Raw genomic sequence first — 26,270 nt, forward strand, 5'->3', positions numbered from 1 at the left:
GGTTGCGGGACGCGGGGATCGACGCGGGCGAGGTGCTGGTGTCGATCTTCCGGTCGCACCTGCGGATGCCGTTCGCGGACGGGGTGTTGGCGGGCCGGGGCGCTCGGGGTGGCGGCCGGCGCCGTGTGGTCGCTGCTGCTGCCGGGCTCCGGCTACGGCCCGGTGGCGGCGTGGCTGATCACCACGGCCGTGGTGGTCGCGGTCAGGCCAGGTGTGCGCGGAGGAACCGCGTCGCCCGCCCGGTGAGGTCGTCGCGCACCGCGTCGGTGAAGAAGTGGTCGGCACCGGGCACCCGGACCAGCTCCACGTGCGCGCCCGCCCGCCGATAGGCCGCCGCGAGCAGCTCGGCCTGCTCCACGGGGATCGCGAAGTCGCGTTCGCCGTGCGCGAGGAACAGCGGCGCCGCGTCGGACCGCACGTGGGTGTGGGTGGACGCGGCCGCCTTCGCCTCGGGGGTGGGCGCGAGCCAGTCGTGCGGGTCGTTCCCGGTGGCGTGGAACGCCGACTCGGGCGGAGGCGGCGGCAGGTGGCCGAGGTCGACCGGCGCGTTCCACGCCACCGCGGCCCGCACCGCGCCGGACACGCCCGTCACGCCCAGGTCGCCCTCGTGCCGGCCGGGCGTGACCGCGAGCATCGTGGCCAGGTGCCCGCCGGAGGAGGTGCCCCACGCGGCGAACCGCGCCGGGTCCACACCCAGGGTCGCCGCGTGCACCCGCAACCACCGCACCGCGGCCTTCACGTCGTGCAGCTGCGCCGGGAACGGCGCCTCCCGGGAGTGCCGGTGCTCCACCCGCGCCACCGCGAACCCCTGCGGCACGAGCGTGTCCACCAGGTGCTGCCCGGCCTCGCTGTGCCGCCGCGACCCGGTCGCGAACGCGCCGCCGTAGACGGCGATCACCAGCGGCGCCGCCGGCCCCTCGGGCACCACCAGGTCCAGGCTCAGGGGCCGGTAGCCCAGCGGACGGGCGACGAGCGCGTCGCGGTACCGGCGCGCGCCCGACAGGTGCTCGGGCGCGGGCGGTGCGGGCACGGGCTGTTGCGGTGTGGTCACGCCGGGCAGCCTGCCGGCGCTCACACCTTGGCGGGTACCGGATTTCCCGACGCGGCGATCGCCCGGCACACCGGCACGAAGATCAGCAGCACGAACCCGGCCACGAAGAACACCACCAGCGAGATGATCGCCAACCGGAACGACCCCGTCGCCTGCCCGACACCGGCGAACACCAGCGGACCCAGCCACGACGTCGACCGCTCGCCCACCTCGTAGAGCGAGAAGTACTGCGCCTCCCGCCCCGGCGGCACCATCTGCGAGAACAGCGACCGCGACAACGCGTTCGTGCCGCCCAGCACGATGCCGATCCCGGCGGCCAGCGCGTAGAACTGGCCCGGCTGACCGGCCTGCACGAAGAACGCCGCGCCGACCACCACGATCCACACGCACAGGCTGACCATGATCGTCCGCTTCGCGCCCCAGTACTTCGCGACCCACCCGTGCAGCACCCCGCCGAAGAACGCGACGAACTGGACGATCAGGATCGTGGAGATCAGCACGCTCTCCTCGAAGTGCAGCTCGTCGCGCCCGTACTGCGCCGACACGCTCGCCACCGTCGCGATCCCGTCGGTGTAGATCAGGTACGTGCCCAGGAACGCCAGCGTCAACGGGAACAACCGCGCCTGCCGGAACGTCGACCGCAGCTCGGCGAACCCCGCCGTCACCACCGACGCGCCCGTCTCCGCGCCGTGCGGCTCCTGGTGCCTCTTGAGCCGCGCCAACGGGATCAGCGTGAACCCCGCCCACCACAGTCCCGACAGGACGAACGCGATCCGCACCGACGCGCCCTCGGACAACCCCAGCGCGTCGTGACCCAGGTACAGCGCCAGGTGCAGCCCCAGCGCGAGCCCGCCGCCCAGGTACCCGAACGCCCACCCGCGCGAGGACACCGAGTCCCGCTCGTCGGGCGTGGCGATCTCGGGCAGGAACGCGTAGTAGACGACGACCGACGCGCCGTAGCAGATGTTCGCCAGGATGAACAGGACCACACCCAGGCCCCAGTCGTCACCCGACACCAGCGCCAGCGCCGCCGTCGCGATCGAACCCAGGAACGCCAACCCGCCCAGCATCCGCCGCTTGTTCTGGGTGCGGTCGGCGATCGCGCCCATGATCGGCAGCACCACCACCTGCACCACCGTCGCCAACGACAGCAGGTAACCCCACAGCGCCCCGGCCGGGAAGTGCGCGCCGAACGCGGAGATGTCGCACGCCCGCAACCGGCTCTCCGCGCACGGGTTCGGCCCGTTGAGGGCCGTGTCGGCCTTCGCCGCCTGCGCCGCCACCGAGGTGAGGTAGCCGGAGAGGAACACCAGCGCCACGGAGGTGGGGAACACGGAGTTCGCCCAGTCGTACCAGATCCAACCCCGCTGCTCGCGCCTGCGGTCGATCTCGGGAGGGGTGCGGTCGGCCACGCTCATGGTCGCGGACTGTACTTCCCCGCGAGGGCCGCGGCGACGATCACCACCAACCTGTCGCCGATCATTCGCCCGACCACTGCCCGCGGCCGCGCAACACCTCGCGCAGCAGGTCCGGCCGGTCGGTCACCAGCCCGTCCACACCCAGGTCCAGCAACGCCGCCATCTCCGCCGGCGCGTCCACCGTCCACACGTGCACCTCCACGCCGCGCCGGTGCGCGGCCCGCACGAACCGGCCGTCCACCACCACGAGACGACCCTGCCGCACCGGCACCTGCGCCACCGCGCCGTGCACCGGCAACCGCAGCGGCGGCACCCGCCCCGACGCCCACAACGCGCCCGCGTTGCGCGGACCCATCGAGGTCAACAACCCCGGCCCCGCCGCCGCCCGCAACCGCGCCAACCGCCGGTCGGAGAACGACGCCAGGCACACCCGGCCCGTCGACCCCGTGCGCCGCAGCACCTCCAGCACCGGCCCCACCGCCGAGTCCGCCTTCACGTCCACGTTCACCAGCGCGTCGGGCAACTCCTCCAGCAGGTCCTCCAACCGCGCCACCGGCTCCCGCCCGCCGACCTTCGCCCGCGACACCACCGACCACGGCTGCCCCGCCACCGGCCCGTGCCCGTCGGTCGTGCGGTCCAACGTCTCGTCGTGGTGCACCACCACCACACCGTCCGACGTGGCGTGCACGTCGGTCTCCAGGTAGGCGAAGCCCTCCGCGGCGGCCCGCCGGAACGCCGCCAACGAGTTCTCCATCCCCTCCAGGTCGTCGAGGTGCCAACCCCGGTGGGCGAACGCCCGGGGCAGCGGGCGGGACAGGTACGGGTGGGTCGCGGTCACGCCTGGAGTGTGCACCGGCGGCGTGGCGCTGTGGTGACCGGTGGGTAGCGGGATACCGTCGCGGCCCATGGAATTGGTGACCAGGGCCGTCGTCCCGCGTCGCGAGGAGCCACGGCACTGCGCCTGGTGCGGCAGGCGGCTGCCCGACACGGGCCGGATCGGCCGTCCCCGCCGCTACTGCGCCCAACCGTGCCGGCAACGCGCCTACGAACGCCGTGCCGCCGTGCAACGCGGCGGACTGCCCGAAGACGCGGTCGTGCTCTCCGGCGGCGAACTCGCCGACCTCCAGGACCGGCTGTTCCAACTGCGGTGCGCCGCCGAGGACGTCGCGACCGCCGCCGCCGACGGAGCGGGCCGCGCCGAACTGCGCCGCCTCGCCGACGAGCTGGTCGACACCGCCCGGGGACTGGAGCGGTTGCGCTGACCGGTGTCGGGTTGCCCACCGAGCGTGATCTACCCCATCATGGCGCGCGAGCTGCCGAGGAGGGGTCCGTGAGCGGGTTGCACCGCGAGGTGCTCGACCGGGCCGACGTGGGATTCGGCGTCACCGACGCACAGGGCGTGCTGAGGTGGGCGAACCCGGCGTTGGCCGAGGTGCTGGGCGTCCCGGCGGACCAGGTGGTGGGCCGGTCGCTGCCGGCGCTGCTGCCCGGCGCACCCGAACGACCCCGCGCGGGCCTCGCCCTGCTCACCCCCTCGGCCTACCGCAAGGGCCACCGGTGGCTCGAGGTCACCTGCCAGCCGTGGCACGACGACGAACTCCTCTACCGCGTCGTCGACGTCACCGCCTGGCGCGACCGCGAACTGGAGGCCACCCACGAGGCCGACGCCCTGCGCCGCGCCCAGGTCCTGGGCCGCATGGGCACCTGGGAGTGGCACGTCGCCGAAGACCGCGTCGTCTGGTCCGACACCCTGCTGGAGATGTTCGGCTTCCCCGCCGGCACCGACCTCGACTACGACGGCTACGCGAGCCTCGTGCACCCCGAGGACCTGCCGATGATCCAGGCCACCCTCCAGGAGGCCATGCACACCGCCGCCGGGTTCTCCTACACCCACCGCATGATGCTCGCCGACCGCGTCACCGAACGCTGGTTCGAGTGCTTCGGCGAGATCGTCGCCGACGCCGACGGCACACCCCTGCGCGTCCTGGGCACCGCACACGACATCACCCGCGCCCGCCGCGTCCACGACGAACTCCTCGCCCTCGCCGAACAGGACCCCCTCACCGGACTGGCCAACCGGCGCGCCGTCACCCGCGAACTCGAACGACGCCTCGCCACCGGCGGCTCCGGCGTCCTGCTGCTGCTCGACCTCGACAACTTCAAGGACGTCAACGACCTGCGCGGCCACGCCGTGGGCGACCGGCTCATGAAAGCCCTCGCCGGCGCCCTGCGGTCCCGGCTCACCGGGTCCCAGCTCATCGGCAGGCTCGGCGGCGACGAATTCGCCGTCGTCCTGCCCGACTCCACCCGCGACCAGGCCGCCGCCGTCGCCGAGGTCCTCCGCGACGCCGTCGCCGCGCTCCCCGTCGTCGCGGGCGGCGCCGGCGTCACCGTCTCCACCGGCGTCGCCGAGTACCACGCCGGCGACACCTGGGAACTCGTCCTCGCCAACGCCGACCTCGCCCTCTACGCCTCCAAGGCCGCCGGCCGCAACCGCGTCACCGTCTACGAACCCGGCCACTACGCCGACACCGCCAAACGCGTCTCCGTCATGGACCGGCTCCGCGCCGCCCTCGACGGCGGCGGCCTCGCCCTGCACGCCATGCCCATGGTCCAACTCGCCACCGGCCGCACCCTGGGCTACGAACTCCTGCTGCGCCTGGAGGACGGCCAGGAGCCCTACCTCGGACCCGCCGAGTTCCTCCCCGAGGCCGAACGCTCCAACCTCGTCCTCGACATCGACCGCTGGGTCCTGTCCACCGCCATCGACGCCCTCGTCGCCCACCCCGACCCCGAACTCCGCTTCAACGTCAACATCTCCGGCCGCACCCTCGAGGACGAGGACTTCGGCGGCTTCGTCCTCGACCGCCTCGCCACCGCCGGCGTCGCGCCCGGCCGCCTCGGCCTCGAGATCACCGAAACCGCCGCCGTCACCAACCTCGACGCCGCCCGCGCCCTCTCCCTGCAACTGCGCGCCTTCGGCTGCCGCATCACCCTCGACGACTTCGGCTCCGGCTTCGGCTCGTTCGTCCACCTCAAACACCTGCCCATCACCGGCATCAAGATCGACGGCGAGTTCGTCCGCGGCATCGACGGCCGCACCACCGACGCCGTCCTCGTCGCCGGCATCGTGGAGATCGCCCGCGGCCTCGGCCTCTCCGCCGTCGCCGAGTGGGTCGAACGCCCCTCCCAGGTCGAGGCCCTCACCCGACTGGGCGTCCGCGTCGGACAGGGCTTCCACCTCGGCCGACCCCGGCCACTCGGACTGGTCCTCTCGGAGCACCCCGTTGGTCCGAACAGCGCATTGTCGTCCCGGGTCGCGGGTGCGGAGGATGGTGCGCATTCATGATCCGCCACCCCGTCGTGAGGAACCCGCCGCCGTGTCTTCCGCCACCCCCACTCGCGGTGTCCGCCGCATCGAGCTGACCACCGCGAGACCCGAGCCCGTCGCCGACTTCTACTCGGCGCTGCTGGGCTGGGCGGTGATCGCCGAACCCGACGGCTCCTTCACCGGCTGGGTCGGCGACCGGCTCGCCGTGCACGTCCGCGACGGATCCGACGGGTGGCGCGTCGTGTTCGCCGGACCCGGCCCCCGCGAACTGCGCCCCGGCGCCGCCGTCGACTCCGGCCGCGTCCTGCACGGACCCTGGGCACCCGAACCCCGCACCGGCGAACCCAGCTGGGTCGAACTCATGGGCGACACCGCCGAGGACGACTACTGGACCACCGAACTCGGCTGGCACACCCGCACACCGGGGGAGACCTTCACCGTCTACGACACCACCCCCGGCGACGCGCCCCGCGCCATCGCCGGCCGCCTCACCGCACCCGACACCGGCCTCACGCCCGGCTGGGTCACCTACTTCGCCGTCACCGACGCCGACACCGCGGCGGCCACCGCCACCTCCGCCGGCGGCACCGTCCTCCTGCCACCCCGCGACACCCCCACCGGCGTCGTCGCCGCCCTCGCCGACCCCGAGGGCGCCGTCTTCGCCATCCTCCAGAACCCCGCCGGCTGGGGCGGAGCCTGGGCCTGACCCCACCCCGTCCGGGCACCCCGACCGGTGCCCGGACGGCACGGTCACCCCACCGGCGGGAAACCACCCGTCGCCACCGGACCCCAGTCCGACACCGTCACCCGGATCAACGACTTGCCCTGCCGCACCATCGCCTCCCGGTACTCCGCCCAATCCGGGTGCTCACCCGACACCGACCGGTAGTACTCCACCAGCGGCTCCACCGCGCCCGGCACGTCCACCACCTCCGCCACCCCGAACACCTGCACGTACGGGCCGTCCCACTCGTCGGACAACACGCACAACGACACCGCCGGATCCCGCCGCGCGTTGCGCACCTTCGCCCGCCCCGGGTACGACGCCACCACCACCCGCCCCTCGCCGTCCACACCGCACGTCACCGGCGACACCTGCGGACGACCGTCCACCCGCCGCGTCACCAACAACGCGCGATGACGCGGACGCAGGAACTCCACCAACCCATCCCGACCCACCCGGTCGGCACTCGCGAACCTCGGCATCCACCCACCCTAGGCAGCACCGGCCACCACGGCACCCGGCCGCACAGGGCACCGGGGGAGTCCACCGCCGCGGCCCGCTCGCCGCGCAAGACCCGACCGCGGGCTCCTCACGACGGACTGGTCGATCACGTACGCGCACACCCTCCGCCGGCGTTCCACGCACAAACGTCGGACCCGGGGTCGGCGAAGTACCGCGGGGGAGAGGGCAACCCGAGCGAAACACCGCCACCACGGCGGAAGCGCTCCACAGCCCCACCCGCCGCAGGTAAACCCGACCACCCATCACCGGCCGAAACGGGCAAGCCCCGACGGCGAGGAAGGCGACCGCGTCACGCGCCCACCGCCGCCACCACCTCCGCCCGACCCCACCCACGACCCTCACCGAACGCCACCCCGAACACCCCCGCGCCCACCAACCCCACCGCCGCCTCCGAACACGCCACCACGTCCGGATCCACCCCACCCACCCCACCGCGCAACGCCGCACCCGCACCCAACAACCGCGCCGCCCCCACCCCGTCACCCACCACCACCGACAACCCCGCGAACGCCTCCGCCACCCGCGACACCACCACCTGGTTGCCCCACTCCGCACCCGACCGCGCCGCCGCCACCCACTCCCGACGCGCACCCACCACATCACCCGACGCCAACGCCACCCGACCCAACGCCACCCGCGCGAACGCCCGCACCTCCTCCGGCGCGAACCACCCCACCGGACACACCGCCAACGCCTCCTCGGCCCACGCCCGCGCACCCACCAGATCGCCCCGCAGCCGCGCCACCTCCGCCATCCCCACCCGCGCCGCCGCCACCGCCTCCGCCGCACCCTGACCCCGGGCCACCACCACCGCCCGCTCCAAATCCGCCCACGCGCCGTCCAGATCACCCGACAACCGCGACCACTCCGCCCGCCGGCACCACATCCCCGCCACGTGCTCGGTGTCCCCGAACGCCGCCACCACCGACAACGCCTCGTCCACCAACCCCACCGCCTCCACCAACCCACCCCGCACCGCCGACGCCTCCGCCAACTGCGTCAACGCCAACGACGTACCCCACCGCTCACCCAACGCCCGGAACCCCGCCAACCCCACCTCCAGCTCCCGCGTCGCCTCCACCACCGCCCCCGCGTACTGGAACCGCATCCCCGCACCCACCCGCGCCAACGCCACCGACCACGGATCCCCACCCACCAACCGGTCCAACACACCCGCACCGTCCTCCGGCGACACCTCCGGCACCCCGTACGCCATGCCCCACAACAACGTCAGGAACGGGTACACCGGCGGACCCGGGAACTCCTCCGGCACCAACCGCCGCGCCGCCACCCCACCCGCACCACCCACCCCGTGCGCGCCCGCGTTCAACTCGCACAACAGGAACTCCTCCGCCAACCCCTCCGGAGCCACCCCCGCCGCCGCGACCACCTCCGCCGCCAACGCCGCGCCCTCCGACCGCGACCCCCGCAACCAGAAGTACCAACCCGCCACCGCCATCAACCGCAACGCCGAACCCACCTCCGCCGACGCCGCCCACCGCACCGCCGCCCGCAGGTTCCCGTGCTCCGCGCCCACCACCCCCAACCACTCCACCTGCCCCGCACGCAACAACCCCGTCGCCGCCCCACCCACCAACCCCGTCAGGTACGACACCAACCCCGCCCGCACCACCCCACCCTCACCCGACTCCTCCAACCGCGCCGCGCAGAACACCCGGACCGTCTCCGACATCCGGTACCGCCCACCCACCACCTCCACCAACGACTTGTCCACCAACGACGGCACCACCTCCGCCGCGTCCCCACCGCACACCGCCACCGCGCCCACCAACGACGCCCCGTCCACGAACACCGTCAACCGCCGCGCCACCACCCGCTCCCGCTCCGACAACAACCCCCAACTCCACCCCACCACCGCCTCCAACGTCCGATGCCGCTCCACCACCGCCCGCGACCCCCGCGACAACAACCCGAACCGATCACCCAACCGCGCCGCCACCTCCGCCACCGGCAACGACCGCACCCGCGCCGCAGCCAACTCCACCGCCAACGGCAACCCCTCCAACGCCACGCAGATCGCCACCACCGACGGCCCCGTCACCGCGTCCACCCGAAACCCCGGACACACCGCCGCCGCCCGATCCGCGAACAACCGCACCGCCGCCGACCCCGGGTCCAACGGCGGCACCGGCACCACCACCTCACCCGTCAACCCCAACACCTCACGAGACGTCGCCACCATCCGCAACCCCGCGCACGCCGACAACAACCGCCCCGCCACCACCGCCACGTCGTCCACCACGTGCTCGCAGTTGTCCAACACCAGCACCACCGCGCGACCCGACAACGCCACCACCAACCGGGCCACCGACACCCCCGACCCCGGCCCGTCCTCCCGCAACCCCAACGCCGCACCCACCGCACCCACCACATCCCCACCCACCGCCACCGGCGCCAGATCCACGAACACCACCTCACCCGGCACCCGCGACACCGCCTCCACCGCCAACCGCGTCTTCCCCACACCACCCGCACCCGTCAACGTCACCAACCGCGACCCGCCCAACGCCGCCGCCACCGCCGCCAACTCCACCGACCGACCCACGAAACTCGTCAACTGCGCCGGCAACACCCGACGCACCCCACCACCCCGCACCACCGCACCGTGCGCCTCCACCAACACCGCCGACGGACCCACACCCAACTCCTCCGCCAACACCCGCCGCGCCGACGCGAACACCCCCAACGCCTCCGCGTCCCGCCCCTCACCCCGCAACGCCCACACCAACCGCGCCGCCAACCGCTCCCGCAACGGGTGCGCCGCCACCAACTCCCGCAACACCCCCACCGACACCACACCCTCGTGCTCCTCCACCGCCCGCAACCGCAGCTCCTCCCACCGAGCCGCCACCACACCCGCGAACGGCGCGTCACCCACGTCCGACAACGGCACCCCGCGCCACAACGCCAACGCCTCACCCACCCGACCCCGCGCCACCAGGTCCTCGAACCGCAACGCGTCCACCGCGTCCCGCCCCACCGGAACCCGATAACCCCCCGACGAACGCTCCACCACCACACCCGCCGCCCGCGCCCGCGACACCAACGACTGCACCGCGTTCACCGCCCCACCCGGCGCCGCACCCCCGTACAACGCCTCCACCAACCGCGGCACACCCACCACCCGACCCGCGTCCACCACCAACACCGCCACCAACGCCCGCACCCGCGGACCACCCACCACCACCTCGACACCGTCACGACCCCACACCCGCAACGGACCCAACACCCCGAACCGCACCCCGACCCCCAGAACACCCGCGCAGAACCCCACGCCCCCGACACGACGAACCCGACGACCCCGTCAACGGGGGAGCGGCGACGGCACACCCACCCGGAACAAATCACCCGACGCCGCCACCCGCGCCCGCACCTCGTCCGCCACGAACACCAGATCACCCACCACCCGACACCCCTCCACCTCCGCCCACGACACCGGAGCCGACACCGACGGAACACCCCGCGCCCGCAACGAATACGGCGCCACCGTCGTCTTCGCCGGCGAGTTCTGCGACCAGTCGATCAACACCCGACCCGACCGCAACACCTTCGCCATCCGCCACACCACCAACTCCGGCAACTCCGCCGCCAACCGCCGCGCCACACCCCGCGCGTACTCCGACGTCCGCTCCGCCGCCGCCACCCGCACCGGCGCGTACACCTGCAACCCCTTCGACCCGCTCGTCTTCACCACCGGCTCCAGACCATCCGCCACCAACACCTCCCGCAACACCAACGCCACCCGCGCGCACTCCACCACCGACGCGGGCTCACCCGGATCCAGGTCGAACACCACCAGATCCGGAGAATGCCGCCCACCCCGCGCACCCACCGTCCACTGCGGAACGTGCAACTCCAACGCCGCCAGGTTCGCCAACCACACCAACGTCGCCAAGTCCTCCACCACCACGAAGTCCACGTACCCCGCGCCACCACGCGACCCCGACGTACCCACCCGCACCCGACGCACCCACTCTGGCGCGTGCGACGGCACGTTCTTCTCGAAGAACGACGACCCACCCACCCCGTCCGGGAACCGCCGCAACGTCGCCGGCCGATCCCGCACATGAGGCAACAACACCGGCGCGATCCGCGAGTAGTAGTCGATCACCTCCGCCTTCGTGAACCCCACCTCCGGGTACAACACCTTCCCCAGGTTCGTCAGCCGCAGCGTCCGCCCCTCCACCCGCACCACCGCGTCCTCACCCAACCCGCACCTCCACCCACTCCCCGGACACCACACCGGGGGAGTAGACCGACCCCACCCGCTTCGCCACCACCCCCCACACCCCGTGCTCCCGCGCCGCCGCCACCACCGCCGAACCCCCACCCGCGAACCACCTCGGCGTCACCCACGCCGACCCCGCCAACCCCAACCCCTCCACCAACGCCCGACGCCGCTCGTAGGACAACCCCACCGTCGACACCCCGTCCAGGTGCAACACGTCGAACACCACCAACGCCGGCGGCGACACCACCACCCCGTCCAACAACACCTCCGTCGCACCCAACGACGGCCCCAACCCCCGCAACCCCGGAAACGACCCCGTCACGTCCACCCCCGACCCCGACACCAACCGCAGCCGGCCACCCTCCACCCGCGCCACCACCCGCACCCCCGACCACCGGAACTCGAAACCCCACCCCCCGCCCTCCGGCAACACCCCCGACACCGCCCGCATCGGCGCCACGAAACCCGGCAACACCACCCACCCCGGCCGCGCCGGCACCCCCCGCCGCTTCACCATCCAGTCCCTCCCGCCCCCACGCCGGAAGAACACGAACTCCCCGTCCACCCGCGAACCGCGCAACACCACGTCCACCTCGCGGTCCGACCACTTCACCACCTCGTACCGACCCCGATCCCACAACCGCATCACCCCCGCCCCGTACGCACCCGCCGGAATCACCCCCTCGAACTCCGCGTACTCCACCGGGTGATCCTCGGTGCGCACCGCCAACCGGATCGACACCACGTCCGACGGCAAACCCTTCGGCACCGCCCACGACACCAACACCCCACCCCGCTCCAGCCGCACATCCCAGTGCAAACTCGACGCGTGGTGCTCCTGAACCACGAAAAAACCCCCGGAATCGTCCGACGACTCCGGGGGAGGCCCCGTCGGAAAAGGCTCCGGCGTCCCACCCGGAACCCTCTTCCGCCGATACTCCGAAAGATCCCCGCCCACCTCAGGCCGGCTTCGCCTTCTTCTTCGCCGGAGCCCGCTTCTTCCCCGAACCACCCTCCGCCGCCGACCCACCCCGCGCCGAACGGGCCTGCTCCACACTCCGCTCCAACGCCGTCATCAGGTCGATCACCTCACCCGAAGGCTCCGACTCCGGCACGTCCGGCAACTCCGCGCCCTCCGCCTTCGCCTCGATCAACCGCTGCAACGCCACCGTGTAATCATCCGAAAAAGCCGCCGGGTCGAACGACCCCGCCATGCTCTCCACCAACGACGCCGCCATCTTCAACTCCTGCGGACGCACCTCCACGTCACCGTCCAGGAAATCGAACTCCGGCCGCCGCACCTCGTCCGGCCACAACATCGTGTGCATCACCAACAGGTCGTCCCGGGCCCGCAACATCGCCAACGTCTCCCGCTGCCGAATGGTGATCTTCACCACCGCCAACTGGCCGCTGTCCTCCAACGCCCGACGCAACAACACATAAGGCCGCGTCGCCGCCTTGTCCGGCTCCAGGTAATACGACTTCTGGAAGTAGATCGGATCGATCTCCTCCACCGGAACGAACTCCAACACGTCGATCGCGTGATCGGTGTTGATCGGCAACTTGTCGAAATCCTCGTTGTCCATCACCACCACCCGACCGTCGTCCAGCTCGTAGCCCTTCGCGATGTCCGCGAACGCGACCTCCTCGCCGCACACCTGGCACACCCGCTTGTAGCGGATCCGCCCACCGTCCTCCCGGTGCACCTGGTGGAACCGGAAGTCGTGCTCCTCCGTCGCGGTGTACAACCGCACACCGATCGTCACCAACCCGAAGGAGATCGCCCCACGCCACACGGACCTCATGACCAGTGCGTACCCGCGATCTGCGGTTTCCGCAGCCCGGCATCACCCGAACGGACTAACCCTCGGCACGCTCCGCCAACCGCCCCAGCGACACGTACGTCCGATTCCCCGCCACCGCCGCCCGCCGCTCCCGCGCCGTCGCCTCGATGTAGTTCTGACTCGTCGCCAACGACGCGTGCCCCAACAACGCCATGATCTCCGACGCCGTCGCGCCGTCCTCCGCCAACCGCGTCGCGAACGTGTGCCGCAACGCGTGCAGGTTCGCACCCGACGGCACCCGGTCGTGCAACCCCGCCCACCGGAAGCACGACCGCACCAGGTACTCCAAGCCCCCACGCCCGATCGGCTCACCGTGCCGGTCCCGCACCAACGCCGAACCCCGGTCGAACCGCGCCTGCGGGAACCGCCGCCGGCACGACGCCAGGTACTCCTCGACGATCCGATCCATCGCCGGCTCGATCGGCACCGACCGGTCCCGGTTCCCCTTGCCCACCACGTGCAACCGCCGCTCACCCGGCCGACCCACCACCGACGCCAGCGTCAACCCCCGCATCTCCGCCGACCGCAACCCCGCCACCAGCCCCAACGCCAGCACCAGCACGTCGCGCTCCGGCCACGGGTCCCGACCCTGCCGCGCGCCCTCCGCGGCCGCCGTCAGCAACCGCTCCGGCGTGTCCTCGCCCCGCAAGGGCTTGGGCACCAGGGGAGGGGTCTTCGGCCGCGCCACCGCGCCCATCGGGTTGCCCGGCACCAGGTCGTCCGCCACACAGAAGGTCAGGAACTGGTTCCACGTCGACCAGGCCCGCAGCACCGAGCTCTTCGCGTGCGAGTCCGCGAACACCCCGAACGCGGCCCTCAGGTTGCCCGCCGTCAGGTGCGCGATGACCAGCTGCTCGCGGGGGAGACCCACCACCTCGGCGAGGATCGCGGTGACGCCGTTCAGGTCGCGCCGGTAGGCCGCCGTCGTGTGGGGGGAGTCCTTGCGGGGACGACGGGCGAGGAAGAACTGCTCCTGGGCGGCGAGGACATCCATGTGGATCTTCCTATCGCACCCCACCGACAATTCCGCGTTCCCGCCGGCGTGGGGTGCCGTGGCGCCGGGTCGCAACTCCCCTGACTCATGATCAACTCATGGATAATGCCGATTATCCATGAAATATCGGCCCGGAAGGGGGTCGACCCCAACCGGGGGATCGACCGCTTCCGAATCCCTTCGAAGGCCTCGCCGGCACGCATCACGGCGTCGCGCGACACGGTCGCGCGCGTACGCGCCCGACCGTCGGGTCGCCGGACGGCCGGGCGCGTACCGGGGTGATCGACAGGCCGGCCCGGAGGCCCCTGGTGATGATCTTCGCCGGGGTGCGCGCCGGACGACGACGCCCGGCCGTCACCCGGCCACACCACCGTTGATCCGTCACTGTGACGTTTCTACCGGGTCCGGCGGCCCGTCCCGTGCCTCGGGGACGACCCGTCCGACCTCGCCCACCGCGCCGGTCCCATCGGTTCACCGCGGCCCCGTGGCGTCGTCCTGCGCCCGCCCGGGTCGGCCTCGCCAACGCGTGTCGACGCACGCAGGCCGACACGCGTCGGCGTGCACGCCGGGAACGTCACCGACCGGCATATCGGCGAACCCCGCTCAGGTGCCTGTCTTCGCAGGTCGCCGATATGCCGATAATCGACATTATGTTAAGTAGTGGTGATCGGGCGCTCCCCTCCCGGCCGGGCCGCACCCTGGGAGGTGAAGGCCGGCAGGTGCTCGCGCAGGAAGTCGGCCAGGCCGCGCGGCTCGTGGCCGGTGACGGCGCGGACGGCGGTCGTCGGGGTTTCGCGGTGGGTCCGGGTCAGGTTCTGGATCTCCAGGATGTGGTCGACCAGCCAGCTCGGCTGCCCCATGCGGTCCAGGTCGTGCCGCAGGCGCTCCGGCGGCAGGTCGACGTACCGGGTCGGCCGGCCGAGGCTGGTCAGCAGGTCGGCGACCTGCGGGTAGCTCAGCGCCTCCGGGCCGGTCAGCACGAGCGACTGACCGCGCGTGGACGTGGTCGTGAGGGCGACGGTGGCGACGTCGGCGATGTCGCGGGCGTCGACCATGTTGAGCGGGTGGTCGCCGGTGGTGCCGGTGAACATGCCGGTGTGGGCGATCATCGGCGCGAGGCGCAGCAGGTTCTGGTGGAAGGCGTAGGGGCGCAGGAAGGTGTGGTCGATCCGGGCGGCCACGACGGCGTGTTCGACGTCGCGGTGGAGTCGGGCGACGGCGACGGTGTCGGTGGCCGGCGCGGAGAGCTTGACGAGGTGGTGGACGCCGGCCCGGGCGGAGGCGTCGACGACGGCGAGTTCGAGCTCGCGTTGGCGGGGTCCGTTGCCCATGGCGAGGAAGACCTGCTCGGCGCCGGTGAGGGCGGTGCGCAGGGCGTTGGGCTCCCCCGCGTCGCCGACGAGGTAGCGGACGCCGGGGACGGGGTGTGCGGGTCGGGTGCGGACGAGGGCGGTGACGGGCGCGGGGTGGGCGGCGAGTCGGGGCAGGAGGGCGGCGCCGACGGTGCCGGTGCCTCCGATGACGAGGATCATGACGTGGTCCTTCCGGTGTGGACGGTCGTGGTGGTGGGTGCGGTGCGGCGCCGGGAGCGGGCCCAGGCGCGGGCGGAGATGCTGCCGCCGATGACGGCGGAGCTGAGGGTGAACTGGAGGACGGAGAGGTCCTGGAGGCCGTTGGCGATGAGGACGGCGCTGACGGCGCCGGCGAGGGCGGCGCAGACGAGGGCGGCGAGGGCCATGGCGCGGGCGACTCGGCCTCGGGTGGGTGCTTCGGGTGGGGTGCGGTTGTGCAGCCAGAGGGTGACGAGGACGGCGGAGGCGGCGGAGGGGATGGCGATGGTGCTGTAGGAGGCGGTTTCGAGGCGGGCGGCGAGGTCGGGGTCGGGGATGATCTTGGCGTTGAGGTAGGCGGTGACGGCGGGGAAGGCGTAGGCGGGCAGGGCGCTGCGGAGGACGGCGGTGAGCCGGCCGGGTCGGGGTCTGGTGGTCATGGGGTTCCTCCGGTGTCGGGTGCGACAGGGGGAACGCTATGAATGTTGTCGGCGGAGCACTAGATCCGAGCTCGCGAACACATTGTTCGCGGTTGTGCAACGATGGCGGGCGTGGCCGTTCCGGATGTGCAGCTCGATGACGTGGCGGTGTTCGTGCGGGTGGTCGACGCGGGTGGGTTCACCGCGGCGGCGGAGGCGTTGCGGGTGCCGAAGTCGACGGTGAGTCGGCGGGTGGCGCGGTTGGAGCGCCGGTTGGGCACGCGGTTGTTGAACCGGACGACGCGGGCGGTGACGCCGACGGAGGCGGGTCGGGCGTTCTACGCGCGGGCGTCGGCGGCGTTGGCGGAGTTGCACGACGCGGCGAGCGCGGCGTTCGACGAGCGGGAGGTGCCGCGGGGGACGGTGCGGTTGGTGGCGCCGCCGGATGTGGGCAGTGAGGTGTTGCCGGGGTTGTTGGCGGCGTTCGTGGAGGAGCATCCGCGGGTGCGGGTGGAGGTGACGTTGTTGGTGGATCCGCCGGATCTGGTGGAGTCCGGGTTGGACGTGGGGTTGCGGGTGGGTGCGCCGCGGCATCCGGCGTTGGCGGCGGTGCAGTTGCAGGACATGGGTTTCGGGTTGTTCGCGTCGCCGTCCTGTGTGGAGCGGGACGGTGTGCCGGAGTCGCCGGCGGAGTTGGCGGATCGGCCGTGCGTGGTGTTCCGGCCGGATCGGGGTCGTGGTCGGTGGCGGTTGTACCGGGAGGGTGATCCGGCGGGGGCGGTGGACGTGGTGGTGGGTGGTCCGTTGGCGGCGGACGACATCACGTTCGTGCGGCGGGCGGCGGTCGCGGGTGCGGGTGTGGCGCTGCTCCCCCGGTTGGTGGGTGAGATCGCGGTGCGGGAGGGGTTGTTGCGGGCGGTGTTGCCGGAGTACCGGACGGACGGGTGGCCGTTGTTCCTGGTGTCCCCCGCGTCGCCGCACGTGCCGTTGAAGGTGCGGGTGTTGCGGGATTTCCTGGTGGAGCACTTCCCGAGGTGAGGGTGTGTCGGGTTCGGGTTTTCCCGCACCGGTGGTCGGTGATTGTCTTGCCGGGTTTCGCGGCGTCCTGGTAATCGTTGTCGGGTCGTGCTCTCTTCCCTGTCCAGAGAGGACTGCTCATGCGTGTGCAAGCACGTCGGAGGTCGGCTCGCGGCGCGGTGGTCGCGGTGTTGGCGTCGGTGGCGTTGGTGGGTGCGCCGGGTGCGGCGTCGGCGGCCGGCAGTGGGACGGTGAGCGATCCGTGGGTGCCGATGCGGGAGGCGCACACCACGTGCGAGTCGACCACGTTGTTCGGCAATTACGGCGGTGGTGTGCACCGGGATCCGATCGTGGTGCTCCCCCGGGGTACGTGGATCGGGGTGCGGTACGTGACGTCGGACGGCCGTTCGGCGGATGTGTTGTGGCACAACCACAGTCAGTGGGGTTTCCTGCTGCGTTCCTGTTTCTCGTTCGACTGAGGAGGGGTGGGGACCGTGCGGGTGGTGTTCGGTGTGGTGATGGCGGTGGCTGCGGTGGTCGGGCTCGCGCCGGTGGCGTCGGCGGGTCCGGTGTCGGCCTCGGAGGTGCGGCAGGTATGCGCGCGTGACCTGTACGTGCGGGCGACGGCGGCGGGTGTGGTGATCGGGACGTTGTACGCGGGTGACAACTTCGACGTGCAGCGCTACTCCCCCAGTCGGCAGTGGGTGTTCGGGCACGCGTACGGGAACGTGCACCAGGACGGGTGGGTGCAGAACGGCTGGTTCTGCTGATCTGCTCGCATGACGGCGTGCCCCCGGGAGGTCGGTTCTCCCGGGGGCACGGTCGTGTGGTGGGTCAGGGTTTGAGGGTGCGCAGGACGTCGTGGTAGTGCGGGTTGGTCATGACGCCGAGGACGTTGCCGAAGGGGTCGACGACGGAGGCGGTGGTGAAGCCGCTGGTGCCGCGGTCGGTGGGTGGGTGGTGCGGGGTGGCGCCGCGGGCGAGGAGGTCGGCGTGGGCGGTGTGGACGTCGTCCACGCACCAGTAGGCGATGGCGCCGGCGGGGCCGGTGGTGGTGTCGTGGGGTGCGTAGGCGGCGTTGACGACGCCGAATTCGTGGTGGTAGTCGCCGATGCGCCATTCGAGGTAGCCGCCGGGGACGACGAAGTAGGGCTCGGTGCCGAAGAGGTCGGTGTACCAGGTGCGGGCGGCGTCGAGGTCGTGGGCGTAGAAGCTGGTGGTGGTGAGTCCCCGGAGCACGGTGTGGTCCCTTCGTGGTGGTCGGTCGGGTTCCACTGTGGTGGGTGAAGTGCTCATCCTGTGCGCACTTTTCCGGGCAGGATCGCGGGTATGCGTGCGGACCGGTTGGTGGCGGTGTTGTTGCTGATGCAGGCGCGGGGTCGGGTGACGGCGGCGGAGTTGGCGGCCGAGCTCGAGGTGTCGGTGGCGACGGCGCGGCGTGATCTGGAGGCGTTGTCGTCGGCGGGGGTGCCGGTGTACCCGCAGCCGGGTCGTGGTGGCGGGTGGCGGCTGGTGGGTCGGGCGCGGACGGATCTGACGGGGTTGAGCTCGGTGGAGGCGCAGGCGTTGTTCCTGCTGGTGGGTCCGGCGGCGGCGGTGTCGGGTGAGGCGCGGGCGGCGTTGCGGAAGTTGGTGGGGGCGTTGCCGGAGCCGTTCCGGCGGGACGCGGAGTCGGCGGCGGGCGCGGTGGTGGTGGATCCGGCGCGGTGGGGTCACGACGGGCCGCAGCGGCCGGAGTTGGGGGTGTTGCAGGGGGCGGTGGTGCGGCGGGCGCGGGTGCGGTTGGGGTACGAGGGGCGGCGGGGGCGGTCGTCGCGGGTGGTGGAGCCGTGGGGGTTGGTGGAGAAGGACGGGGTTTGGTACCTGCTGGCGGGTACGGCGCAGGGGCGGCGGACGTTCCGGGTGGATCGGGTGGTGGAGGTGGTCGAGGAGGGTGGGGTGTTCGAGCGGCCGGCGGGGTTCGACCTGGCGGTGGCGTGGGAGGAGGTGGTGGGTGTGGTGGAGGCGCGGCGGTCGACGTCGTGGGTGACGGTGGTGGTGGCGGCGCGGTTCGTGGAGGTGTTGGGGCACCGGTTCGGGCGGCATTTCGCGGTGGTGGACGCGGTGGAGGCGCGGGTGCGGGTGGGTGCGCCCACTCCCCTGGACCTGGCGCGGGAGTTGGCGGGGTGGGGTGGGTTGGTGCGGGTGGTGGGTGAGGACGGTGCGGGGGTGCGGGTGGAGTTGGGGCGGATCGGGCGGGAGTTGGCGGGGTTGTACGGCTAGGTCGGGAGGGGTTCGAGGCGGGGTTCGAGGAGGCAGAACTCGTTGCCCTCGGGTTCGGCGCGGCGGTTGAGGAAGAGGGTGGGTTGGGGGCCGCCGAGGACGAGTTCGCTGATGCGGCAGGCCATGGTGTCCTCCGCGGGTGGGTGCGGTCGGTTTTCGGGTCAGGGGTGGTGGAGGTGGGCGCGGATGCGGTCGTGCATGGGGCGGGTGTCGAGGGCGTGGAGGGCGGCGTCGACGAGGTCGCTGAGCTTGTGGGGCAGTTCGGCGTCGAGTTCGCGGGCGGCGGCGGTGGTGGCGTGCCACTCGGTTTCGAGGGTGGGCAGGACGGCGCGGGCCTGGTCGGTGAGGTGGACGATGCGGTGGCGGGCGTCGGTGCCGGGTTCGAGGTGGACGAGGCCTTCGCGGCGCATCTGGTTGACGGTTTGGCTGATGGCGGAGTGGGTGACGCCGATGGTGGTGGCGAGGTCGCGGATGGAGCGGGGTCCGTCGGCGGCGACGAGGCGCAGGACGGGGGTGTAGCGGGGGCGGAAGCCGGGGAGGCCGAGGTCGGTGTAGGTGCGGGCGACGTCGCCGTCGAGGCGGTCGAGGAGGTGGCGCAGGCGGGTGCCGAGGTAGTCGCTGGTCACGACCGCTAATGTAACAGTGCTGTTGCAATTGGTCGGGAAGGCGGGGTGGTCGGGGTGTACCCGGAGATCGAGCCGTACGCGCACGGGTGGTTGGACGTCGGTGACGGCAACCGCGTGTACTGGGAGACGTGCGGCAACCCGGAGGGCAGGCCGGTGGTGGTGCTGCACGGCGGGCCGGGCACGGGGTGCGGGCCGGGGTTGCGGCGGCAGTTCGACCCGGAGGCCTACCGGATCGTGCTGGTGGACCAGCGGGGGTGCGGCCGGTCGACGCCGCACGCGGCCGAGCACGGCACGGACCTGTCGGCGAACACGACGGCGCACCTCGTGGCGGACCTGGAGGCGCTGCGGGAGCACCTGGGTGTTCCGCGGTGGCTGGTGTTCGGGGGTTCGTGGGGCTGCACGCTGGGGTTGCGGTACGCGGAGCTGTTCCCGGAGCGGGTGACCGGGCTGGTGCTGGTGGCGGTCACGACGGGTGCGCACGACGAGTTGGACTGGCTCTACGGCGGGTTGGGGCGGTTGTTCCCGGAGGAGCACGAGCGGTTCCGGGCGGGGGTGCCGGCGGGGTCGGCGGACCTGGTGGCGGCCTACGACGTGCTGTTGAACGACCCGGATCCGGCGGTGCGGCGGCGCGCGGCGGACGACTGGTGCGCGTGGGAGGGGTCGATCGTGTCGCTGGACCCGGACTACGTGCCGGGGCCGCGGTGGGCGGATCCGGCGTGGCGGTTGGCGTTCGCGCGGATCACGGCGCACTTCTTCGCGCACCGGGCGTGGTTGGAGGACGGGGTGGTGCTGCGGGAGGCGCACCGGTTGCGGGGCATCCCGGGGGTGTTGGTGCACGGTCGGGTGGACTTGCAGGGTCCGTTGGCGACGGCGTGGGCGTTGGCGCGGGCGTGGCCGGACGCGGAGTTGGTGGTGGTGTCGGGCGCGGCGCACGCGGCGTCGGATCCGGGGATGGCGGCGGCGGTGCTGGCGGCGACGGACCGGTTCGCCCGGGGTTAGGGGTCTCCCCCGGCGTCGAGTCGCCAGACGGTGGTGGTGCGGGTGGTGACGCCCTCGAGGTCGTGCGGCACGGGCACGTCGTGGGTGGCGAGGAGGGTGAGTCCGGTGCGGGGGCGGTGGGCGCGGCCGGGGTCGCCGAGCAGGACCTCGACGCCGCGGGCGTGGGCGCGGCGCAGGAAGGGCAGGACGCGGGCGGTCAGGTCGCGGTCGTAGAAGACGTCGCCGGCGAGCAGGACGTCGGTGTCGGGGTCGTGGTCGAGCAGGTCGCCGGGTCGGGTGTGGACGGTGACCCGGTTGGCGCGGGCGTTGAGGGTGGTGGCGGCGAGGGCGGCGGGGTCGACGTCGTTGGCGGTGACGGTGGCGCCGGTGCGGGCGGCGGCGATGGCGACGAGGCCGGACCCGGTGGCGAGGTCGAGGACGCGGCGGCCGGCGGTGAGGTGGGGGTGGTCCAGGAGGTGGCGGGCCAGGGCCTGGCCGCCCGCCCAGGGGAACGCCCAGAAGGGCGGGTCGGGGTGGCCGGTGGTCTCCCAGAGGGCGGTGATGTCGTCGGCGGTGTGCAGCGCGACCTCGGGGACCAGGGGCACCGGGCGCAGCGGGTGGGCGGTGACGAGGGCGGCGTGGTCGGGCACTAGGCGGTCAGGGGCTGGGGTTCGAGGGCGCGGCGCAGGTCGTCCAGGGAGAGGCCGACGGCGTCGGCGAGCGCGGCGACGGTGAAGAACGCGGGGGTGGGGATGCGGCCGCGTTCGATCTTGCGGAGGGTTTCCACGGAGACGCCGCTGCGCGCGGCGATGTCGACCATGCTGCGGTCGCCCCGGGCGTGGCGGAGGAGTTCGCCGAGGAGTTCGCCGCGGCGGCGGTCGGAGGGGGTGAGCGGCTGACGCACCATGCTGTGATACTAATACCGGTATTACTATCCCGGTGCGGTTGGGAGCAGCTGGTGATCGAACTGAAGTCCCCCGGCGAGATCGACGCGATGCGGGCCGCCGGCCTGGTCGTCGCGGAGGCGCTGACGGCGATGCGCGAGCGCGCCGCGGTCGGGGTGTCGCTGCTGGAGCTCGACGACGTCGCGCGGCAGGTGCTGCACGAGGCGGGCGCGGGCTCGTCGTTCCTGGACTACCACCCGGCGTTCGCGCCGACCCCGTTCCCCGGCGTGATCTGCGCGTCGGTCAACGACGTGGTGGTGCACGGCATCCCCGACCGCTACCGGCTGCGCGAGGGCGACCTGGTGGGCCTGGACTTCGGCGCGCACCTGGACGGCTGGCACGGCGACTCCGCCATCAGCTTCGTGGTCGGCCGGGCCGACCCGCGCGACGCGCGGATGATCGAGACCGCCGAGCGGGCGCTGGCCGCGGGCATCGCGGCGGCGGTGCCGGGCGCGCGGCTGGGCGACGTGTCGGCCGCGGTGGGCGCGATCGCCCGGGCCGGCGGGTACGGGATACCCGGCGACTTCGGCGGGCACGGCATCGGCCGCGAGATGCACGAGTCGCCCGGCGTGCCCAACGAGGGCCGCGCGGGTCGCGGGCTGCGGCTGCTGCCGGGGATGGCGATCGCGATCGAGCCGATGCTGCACCGCGGTGGCGGCGACGGCTACTACGAGGCCGCCGACGGGTGGGCGCTGCGCACGGTGGACGGCAGTCGGGCCGCGCACGTGGAGCACTCGATCGCGATCACCGAGGACGGCCCGGTCGTGCTCACAGCCCGCCGGCCACCCGCAGCACCGCCCCGGTCGTGAACGAGGCCTCCTCCGACAGCAGCCAGGCGATCGCCGCGGCGATCTCGTCCGGCTGCCCGGCGCGGCCCAGCGGGATCCGCGGCGCGACGCGCTCGGGCCGGTCGGGCATCCCGGAGAGCCGGTGGATGTCGGTGTGCACGGTGCCGGCGGCGACCGCGTTGACCCGGACGCCGCGCGGGCCCAGTTCCTTGGCCAGCCCGATCGTCATCGCGTCCACGGCGGCCTTGCTCGCCGCGTAGTGCACGTACTCCCCCGGGCTGCCCAGCGTGGCGGCCGCGGAGGACACCGCGACGATCGCGCCGCCGCGGTCCAGGTCGCGGGCGGCGCGCCGGGCGCACAGCAGGGCGCCGGTGACGTTGACGTCGACCACCCGGCGCAGGTCGGCGGTGGCGGTGTCGGCCAGCGGGCCCGCCGGGCTGGTGATGCCCGCGTTGATCACCACCCCGGTGACCCGGCCCAGGCGGGCGGCGGCGTCGAACAGGGCGTCCACGTCGTGCTCGTCGGCGACGTCGGCGCGCACCGCCAGCCCGTCGACCTCCCGGGCCAGGGCCTCGGCCTCCTCGCGCGCGACGCGGTAGCCCAGCACGAGGCGGTGACCGCGCGCGGCCAGCAGCCGGGTGGTGGCCGCGCCGATGCCGCGGCTGCCTCCGGTGACCACGGTCAGGTGCCCGGCCGGTCGCGGGGTGATCGTCATGGGGCCGAACCTACCCAGCCGCCGATCACCCCGACGAGTGATCCGCCGCGTCACCCGCGACGGTGGCGGTGTCGGTGGGGGCGTGGCCCGGCACCACCGCCTGGAACAGGCCCAGGCCCAGCTCGTACGGGTCGTCCAGGCCGACCTCGCGCAGCGACTCGGCGGGCAGCGCCAGCATCGACACCGCCACGCCCAGGAAGTAGGCGTCCAGCACGCCCGCGTCCCGGGTGCCGCCTGCCAGGCCCGCCGCCGACCGCAGGCCCGCGCCCGCCTCCGCGTTGGCCACCGCCATCCGACCCAGCTCCGCGCGCACCGCCGGGCGGCGCACCGCCTCCAGGTACAGCTCGGCCATCGCCAGCAGCCGCGTCGGGTCCTCCAACGACCGGCGCAGCAACGCCGGGTACAACTCCCCCACCTCCGCGGGCGACACCCGCTCGGGTGTCGTCTCGCGCAACCGGGTGACGGCCTGCTCGTGCAACCGGGTCATCCGCCGCGCCGCGCCGCCCAACAGCGCGTCACGACTCGGGAAGTAGTTCTTGGTGGTGCCGGTCGGCACGCCCGCGGCCCGGTCCACCGCGCGGTGGGTCAGTCCCCGGCCGCCCTCGGCGGCCAGCACCGCGATCGCGCAGTCGCACAGCAGGTCACGGCGGGTGGTCGTCACGGGGACGGGACACTAGCCGATCTCCGCGGGCCCGCCGACGCCACCACCTCGCCGTCCTGCTCGATCAACCACACTCCGCACACACAACGGACGTAGGTCACCCGTCCGTGAGTCGACGTCGGATACGCGCGGTCACCGGCGGGCCAGCCGCAGGAGGGGCATCTGGTGGTCACGGCACCCAGCGTGCTGTCATGGTTCAGTGCATTTCAACCCTTACGGCGGGGCGGCCGCGCACCTCGCCGCCGCCCTGGTCAACGCCGACCCGGCGAGCACCCCGGCCGACCTGGTCGCCCTGCTGCACGCCCACCACTACGCGCCCGTCCGCGACCTCGACACCGCCGGCGCAGCGGCCGTGCTCGCCTGGGCGCGCCGGCTGGAACCGGTGTTCGACCGCGCGCCCGACTCGATCGCCCGGCTCAACGCGCTGCTCGCCGACGCCGCCACCGGCCCCTACCTCTCCACCCACGACGGCCGCGCACCCCACCTGCACTTCGCCCCCGAACACGCGCCCACCCCCGACCGGGTCCGCGCGTTCACCGCCTCCGGCGTGGCCCACCTGTTCTGCGAGGCGCCCGACCGGCTGGGCCGCTGCGCCGCGCCCGGCTGCCGCGTCGTCTACGTCGACACCTCCCGCAACGGCCGACGCCGCTACTGCTCCACCCGGTGCGCCAACCGCGAACAGGTCGCCCGCCACCGCAAGCGTGCCTGACCGGATCAGCCCTGGCGGGTCACCCGGTGCCCGAACCGGACCGCCTCGAAGTCCGCCGTCGCGCCCACCAGCACCGACCCCACGTCGGTGCGGCCCCGGAACCACGAGCCGTTGAAGTAGGCGTCCTTGCCGAACACCGCGTCGGCGAACAGCGCCCGCCCGCCGAAGAACACGTGCCGCAGGTCCGCCGCGCCGGTGAACTCCACCCCGCTCAGGTCCGCCCGCCCGGAGATCTTCGCGTCGGTGAACGCCGCGTCACCGGTCACCTGCGCCCGCCGCAGCACCACGTTGCCGCAGAACACCGTCAGCACGAACGCCGCCGACCGGGCGAAGAGCACCTCGCCGAACAGGGCGTGCCGCAGGAACCGGGCCGCCGAGAAGTCCGCCGAGCCCGTCACCGTCATCGCGGTGAACCGCGCGTCGCCCACGAACACCGCGCCCGAGAAGTCGACCTCGCCGACCCGGCACCCCGACAGGTCCAGGTCCACCAGGATCGCGCCCGGCGCCCGCAGGTCCATCCCCGGCCAGTACCCGGCGCCCGGCCGCAGGTGCGCCACCAGCTCGGCCTGCACCGCCCGCCGCCACCGGGCGTCCAACCCGCGCGACACCCCGCCCCGCAGCGCCGCCAACCACGAGTCCACCACCGCCTGCCGCCGCCGCGGCAGCGCCGCCCCGATCCGGGCCAGCAGCGCCAACCCGCGCGGATCGCCCGCCCGGAACAGCCGGTTCGCCTCCCGCCACCGCGCCACCGGCGTCACCGACGGCGGCGCGACCGCGGCCGTGCGGCGACGCGCGTGCTCGTCCAACAACGTCTCCGCGCGGGACTGCCGGTGATGGCGGAACACGATCACACCGACCACCACGACGGCCGCCGCGACCGCGATCCAGGTACCGGACATACCCCGATCATGCCCCCACCGGCGTACGTCGGCGGACGTACGGCCGGTCGCCGCTTCGCGCCCGACGCCGGTGCCCTGCGGAACGCGGACCATCGACACCATGACCGATCCCCGCGCCGACGCACCCGAACCGGACATCGCCGACACCGGCCCCCACGTCACCACCCCGCACCTCCCGCCTCCCGCCTACCCGCCGGCACCCGGGGTGCGGGCCTCCGACGCCGAGCGGGAACGGGTCGTGGCCCGGGTGCGCGACGCCGTCGGCGAGGGCAGGCTCGGGCTCGGCGAGGCCGAGGAGCGGATCACCGCCGCCTACGCCGCGGTCCACCGGGCCGACCTCGAGGTCCTCACCGCCGACCTGCCCGCGCCGTTCCCGCCCGCTGCCGCGTCCGTCGCCCGCGGCCCGTCCGGACGGCGCAGGCCGCCGCTGCCCGCGGTGCTCGCGCTGGTCCTGGTGGTCGCCTGGATCGCCTCCCCGCTGCCGTTCCCGTGGCCGGTGCTGCTGATCGCGTTCCTCGTGCTGCGCCACCGCGCGCGTCACCGGACCACCTGACGCCGCTCTGCCC

The 26,270-nt window shown here is 73.2% G+C and carries 30 protein-coding genes; 11 read left to right on the plus strand and 19 right to left on the minus strand.

The features are described 5' to 3' along the window. Positions 1–202 precede the first annotated feature (202 nt). From AB0G50_RS25985 to AB0G50_RS25995, 3 genes are all read right to left on the minus strand, one after another. The gene (locus tag AB0G50_RS25985) at positions 203–1,051 is read right to left on the minus strand and encodes an alpha/beta hydrolase (protein WP_360113137.1); all 849 of its coding nucleotides are present in this window, start codon (positions 1,049–1,051) and stop codon (positions 203–205) included. Positions 1,052–1,071: 20 nt separating this feature from the next. Continuing rightward, positions 1,072–2,469 carry an MFS transporter gene (locus AB0G50_RS25990; RefSeq protein ID WP_360113139.1) on the minus strand — a complete coding sequence of 466 codons (1,398 nt, stop codon included), beginning with the start codon at positions 2,467–2,469 and terminating at the stop codon, positions 1,072–1,074. A gap of 61 nt (positions 2,470–2,530) precedes the next feature. Beyond that, entirely contained in the window at positions 2,531–3,307 is a 777-nt protein-coding gene (locus AB0G50_RS25995) for a glycerophosphodiester phosphodiesterase family protein (RefSeq protein WP_360113141.1), read from the minus strand. Between the two features lie 67 nt (positions 3,308–3,374). Here AB0G50_RS25995 and AB0G50_RS26000 point away from each other — a divergent pair, with 67 nt between their 5' ends. The 3 genes from AB0G50_RS26000 (at position 3,375) to AB0G50_RS26010 (ending at position 6,506) form a co-directional block, all read left to right on the plus strand. Continuing rightward, positions 3,375–3,731: a hypothetical protein gene (locus AB0G50_RS26000; protein WP_360113143.1), complete on the plus strand. Its 357-nt coding sequence runs from the start codon at positions 3,375–3,377 to the stop codon at positions 3,729–3,731. 68 nt (positions 3,732–3,799) lie between these two features. Beyond that, positions 3,800–5,818 carry an EAL domain-containing protein gene (locus AB0G50_RS26005; RefSeq protein WP_360113145.1) on the plus strand — a complete coding sequence of 673 codons (2,019 nt, stop codon included), beginning with the start codon at positions 3,800–3,802 and terminating at the stop codon, positions 5,816–5,818. A gap of 31 nt (positions 5,819–5,849) precedes the next feature. Beyond that, positions 5,850–6,506 (plus strand): VOC family protein, encoded by a 657-nt coding sequence (locus AB0G50_RS26010; protein ID WP_360113147.1) that lies wholly within the window; start codon positions 5,850–5,852, stop codon positions 6,504–6,506. Positions 6,507–6,550: 44 nt separating this feature from the next. Here the strand turns inward: AB0G50_RS26010 and AB0G50_RS26015 are convergent, their stop codons facing one another. From AB0G50_RS26015 to AB0G50_RS26050, 8 genes are all read right to left on the minus strand, one after another. After that, the gene (locus AB0G50_RS26015; RefSeq protein ID WP_360113149.1) at positions 6,551–7,006 is read right to left on the minus strand and encodes a PPOX class F420-dependent oxidoreductase; all 456 of its coding nucleotides are present in this window, start codon (positions 7,004–7,006) and stop codon (positions 6,551–6,553) included. A gap of 329 nt (positions 7,007–7,335) precedes the next feature. After that, positions 7,336–10,296 carry a BTAD domain-containing putative transcriptional regulator gene (locus AB0G50_RS26020; protein ID WP_360113151.1) on the minus strand — a complete coding sequence of 987 codons (2,961 nt, stop codon included), beginning with the start codon at positions 10,294–10,296 and terminating at the stop codon, positions 7,336–7,338. Between the two features lie 75 nt (positions 10,297–10,371). Next, on the minus strand, positions 10,372–11,277 hold the full coding sequence (gene ligD, locus AB0G50_RS26025) for a non-homologous end-joining DNA ligase (protein ID WP_360113153.1): 906 nt from the start codon (positions 11,275–11,277) through the stop codon (positions 10,372–10,374). Then, positions 11,270–12,145, minus strand: a complete 876-nt coding sequence (locus AB0G50_RS26030; protein ID WP_360113155.1) for a DNA polymerase ligase N-terminal domain-containing protein — start codon at positions 12,143–12,145, stop codon at positions 11,270–11,272. The genes ligD and AB0G50_RS26030 overlap by 8 nt, the downstream gene beginning before the upstream one ends. Before the next feature lie 112 nt (positions 12,146–12,257). Next, positions 12,258–13,103 (minus strand): Ku protein, encoded by an 846-nt coding sequence (locus tag AB0G50_RS26035; protein WP_360113157.1) that lies wholly within the window; start codon positions 13,101–13,103, stop codon positions 12,258–12,260. A 55-nt stretch (positions 13,104–13,158) separates the two neighbouring features. Further along, the gene (locus AB0G50_RS26040; RefSeq protein WP_360113159.1) at positions 13,159–14,136 is read right to left on the minus strand and encodes a tyrosine-type recombinase/integrase; all 978 of its coding nucleotides are present in this window, start codon (positions 14,134–14,136) and stop codon (positions 13,159–13,161) included. A gap of 653 nt (positions 14,137–14,789) precedes the next feature. Further along, on the minus strand, positions 14,790–15,668 hold the full coding sequence (locus tag AB0G50_RS26045) for an NmrA family NAD(P)-binding protein (protein WP_360113161.1): 879 nt from the start codon (positions 15,666–15,668) through the stop codon (positions 14,790–14,792). Then, entirely contained in the window at positions 15,665–16,126 is a 462-nt protein-coding gene (locus tag AB0G50_RS26050) for a hypothetical protein (RefSeq protein WP_360113163.1), read from the minus strand. Before AB0G50_RS26050 ends, AB0G50_RS26045 begins: the two co-directional genes overlap by 4 nt. A gap of 111 nt (positions 16,127–16,237) precedes the next feature. On the opposite strand from AB0G50_RS26050, the gene AB0G50_RS26055 reads away from it, so the two are divergent. The 3 genes from AB0G50_RS26055 (at position 16,238) to AB0G50_RS26065 (ending at position 17,892) form a co-directional block, all read left to right on the plus strand. Further along, positions 16,238–17,143 carry a LysR family transcriptional regulator gene (locus tag AB0G50_RS26055; protein WP_360113165.1) on the plus strand — a complete coding sequence of 302 codons (906 nt, stop codon included), beginning with the start codon at positions 16,238–16,240 and terminating at the stop codon, positions 17,141–17,143. 119 nt (positions 17,144–17,262) lie between these two features. Continuing rightward, positions 17,263–17,601: a hypothetical protein gene (locus AB0G50_RS26060; RefSeq protein WP_360113167.1), complete on the plus strand. Its 339-nt coding sequence runs from the start codon at positions 17,263–17,265 to the stop codon at positions 17,599–17,601. Positions 17,602–17,616: 15 nt separating this feature from the next. Beyond that, on the plus strand, positions 17,617–17,892 hold the full coding sequence (locus AB0G50_RS26065; protein WP_360113169.1) for a hypothetical protein: 276 nt from the start codon (positions 17,617–17,619) through the stop codon (positions 17,890–17,892). A gap of 64 nt (positions 17,893–17,956) precedes the next feature. Here AB0G50_RS26065 and AB0G50_RS26070 read toward each other — a convergent pair whose 3' ends face one another. Beyond that, positions 17,957–18,361 carry a VOC family protein gene (locus AB0G50_RS26070; protein ID WP_360113171.1) on the minus strand — a complete coding sequence of 135 codons (405 nt, stop codon included), beginning with the start codon at positions 18,359–18,361 and terminating at the stop codon, positions 17,957–17,959. A 90-nt stretch (positions 18,362–18,451) separates the two neighbouring features. Here AB0G50_RS26070 and AB0G50_RS26075 point away from each other — a divergent pair, with 90 nt between their 5' ends. Next, complete coding sequence (locus AB0G50_RS26075; RefSeq protein WP_360113173.1) at positions 18,452–19,384, plus strand: WYL domain-containing protein; 933 nt, start codon at positions 18,452–18,454, stop codon at positions 19,382–19,384. Here AB0G50_RS26075 and AB0G50_RS26080 read toward each other — a convergent pair. Beyond that, positions 19,381–19,509 (minus strand): hypothetical protein, encoded by a 129-nt coding sequence (locus AB0G50_RS26080; RefSeq protein WP_360113175.1) that lies wholly within the window; start codon positions 19,507–19,509, stop codon positions 19,381–19,383. The genes AB0G50_RS26075 and AB0G50_RS26080 overlap by 4 nt on opposite strands. Positions 19,510–19,545: 36 nt before the next feature. Beyond that, on the minus strand, positions 19,546–20,010 hold the full coding sequence (locus tag AB0G50_RS26085; RefSeq protein WP_360113177.1) for a MarR family transcriptional regulator: 465 nt from the start codon (positions 20,008–20,010) through the stop codon (positions 19,546–19,548). 45 nt (positions 20,011–20,055) lie between these two features. Here AB0G50_RS26085 and pip point away from each other — a divergent pair, with 45 nt between their 5' ends. Then, entirely contained in the window at positions 20,056–21,009 is a 954-nt protein-coding gene (pip, locus tag AB0G50_RS26090) for a prolyl aminopeptidase (protein WP_360113179.1), read from the plus strand. Here pip and AB0G50_RS26095 read toward each other — a convergent pair. Beyond that, a complete protein-coding gene (locus AB0G50_RS26095; RefSeq protein WP_360113181.1) occupies positions 21,006–21,638 on the minus strand; it encodes a 50S ribosomal protein L11 methyltransferase in 633 nt (210 codons plus the stop codon). The genes pip and AB0G50_RS26095 overlap by 4 nt on opposite strands. Beyond that, positions 21,638–21,895, minus strand: a complete 258-nt coding sequence (locus AB0G50_RS26100; RefSeq protein ID WP_360113183.1) for a helix-turn-helix transcriptional regulator — start codon at positions 21,893–21,895, stop codon at positions 21,638–21,640. Before AB0G50_RS26100 ends, AB0G50_RS26095 begins: the two co-directional genes overlap by 1 nt. Before the next feature lie 51 nt (positions 21,896–21,946). On the opposite strand from AB0G50_RS26100, the gene map reads away from it, so the two are divergent. Then, entirely contained in the window at positions 21,947–22,741 is a 795-nt protein-coding gene (gene map / locus AB0G50_RS26105) for a type I methionyl aminopeptidase (RefSeq protein WP_360113185.1), read from the plus strand. Here the strand turns inward: map and AB0G50_RS26110 are convergent. Beyond that, positions 22,701–23,435, minus strand: a complete 735-nt coding sequence (locus AB0G50_RS26110) for an SDR family oxidoreductase (protein WP_360113187.1) — start codon at positions 23,433–23,435, stop codon at positions 22,701–22,703. The two genes, map and AB0G50_RS26110, sit on opposite strands and share 41 nt — an antisense overlap. Positions 23,436–23,460: 25 nt before the next feature. Next, on the minus strand, positions 23,461–24,096 hold the full coding sequence (locus AB0G50_RS26115) for a TetR/AcrR family transcriptional regulator (RefSeq protein WP_360113189.1): 636 nt from the start codon (positions 24,094–24,096) through the stop codon (positions 23,461–23,463). Positions 24,097–24,295: 199 nt separating this feature from the next. Here AB0G50_RS26115 and AB0G50_RS26120 point away from each other — a divergent pair, with 199 nt between their 5' ends. Continuing rightward, positions 24,296–24,805, plus strand: a complete 510-nt coding sequence (locus AB0G50_RS26120; RefSeq protein ID WP_360113191.1) for a CGNR zinc finger domain-containing protein — start codon at positions 24,296–24,298, stop codon at positions 24,803–24,805. A 5-nt stretch (positions 24,806–24,810) separates the two neighbouring features. Here AB0G50_RS26120 and AB0G50_RS26125 read toward each other — a convergent pair whose 3' ends face one another. After that, the gene (locus tag AB0G50_RS26125) at positions 24,811–25,704 is read right to left on the minus strand and encodes a pentapeptide repeat-containing protein (protein WP_360113193.1); all 894 of its coding nucleotides are present in this window, start codon (positions 25,702–25,704) and stop codon (positions 24,811–24,813) included. A 100-nt stretch (positions 25,705–25,804) separates the two neighbouring features. Between AB0G50_RS26125 and AB0G50_RS26130 the strand changes: the two genes are divergently transcribed. After that, positions 25,805–26,257, plus strand: a complete 453-nt coding sequence (locus AB0G50_RS26130; RefSeq protein WP_360113195.1) for a DUF1707 domain-containing protein — start codon at positions 25,805–25,807, stop codon at positions 26,255–26,257. Positions 26,258–26,270: the final 13 nt, after the last annotated feature.

The organism is Actinosynnema sp. NPDC020468, assembly GCF_040642015.1.
GTDB lineage: Bacteria > Actinomycetota > Actinomycetes > Mycobacteriales > Pseudonocardiaceae > Actinosynnema.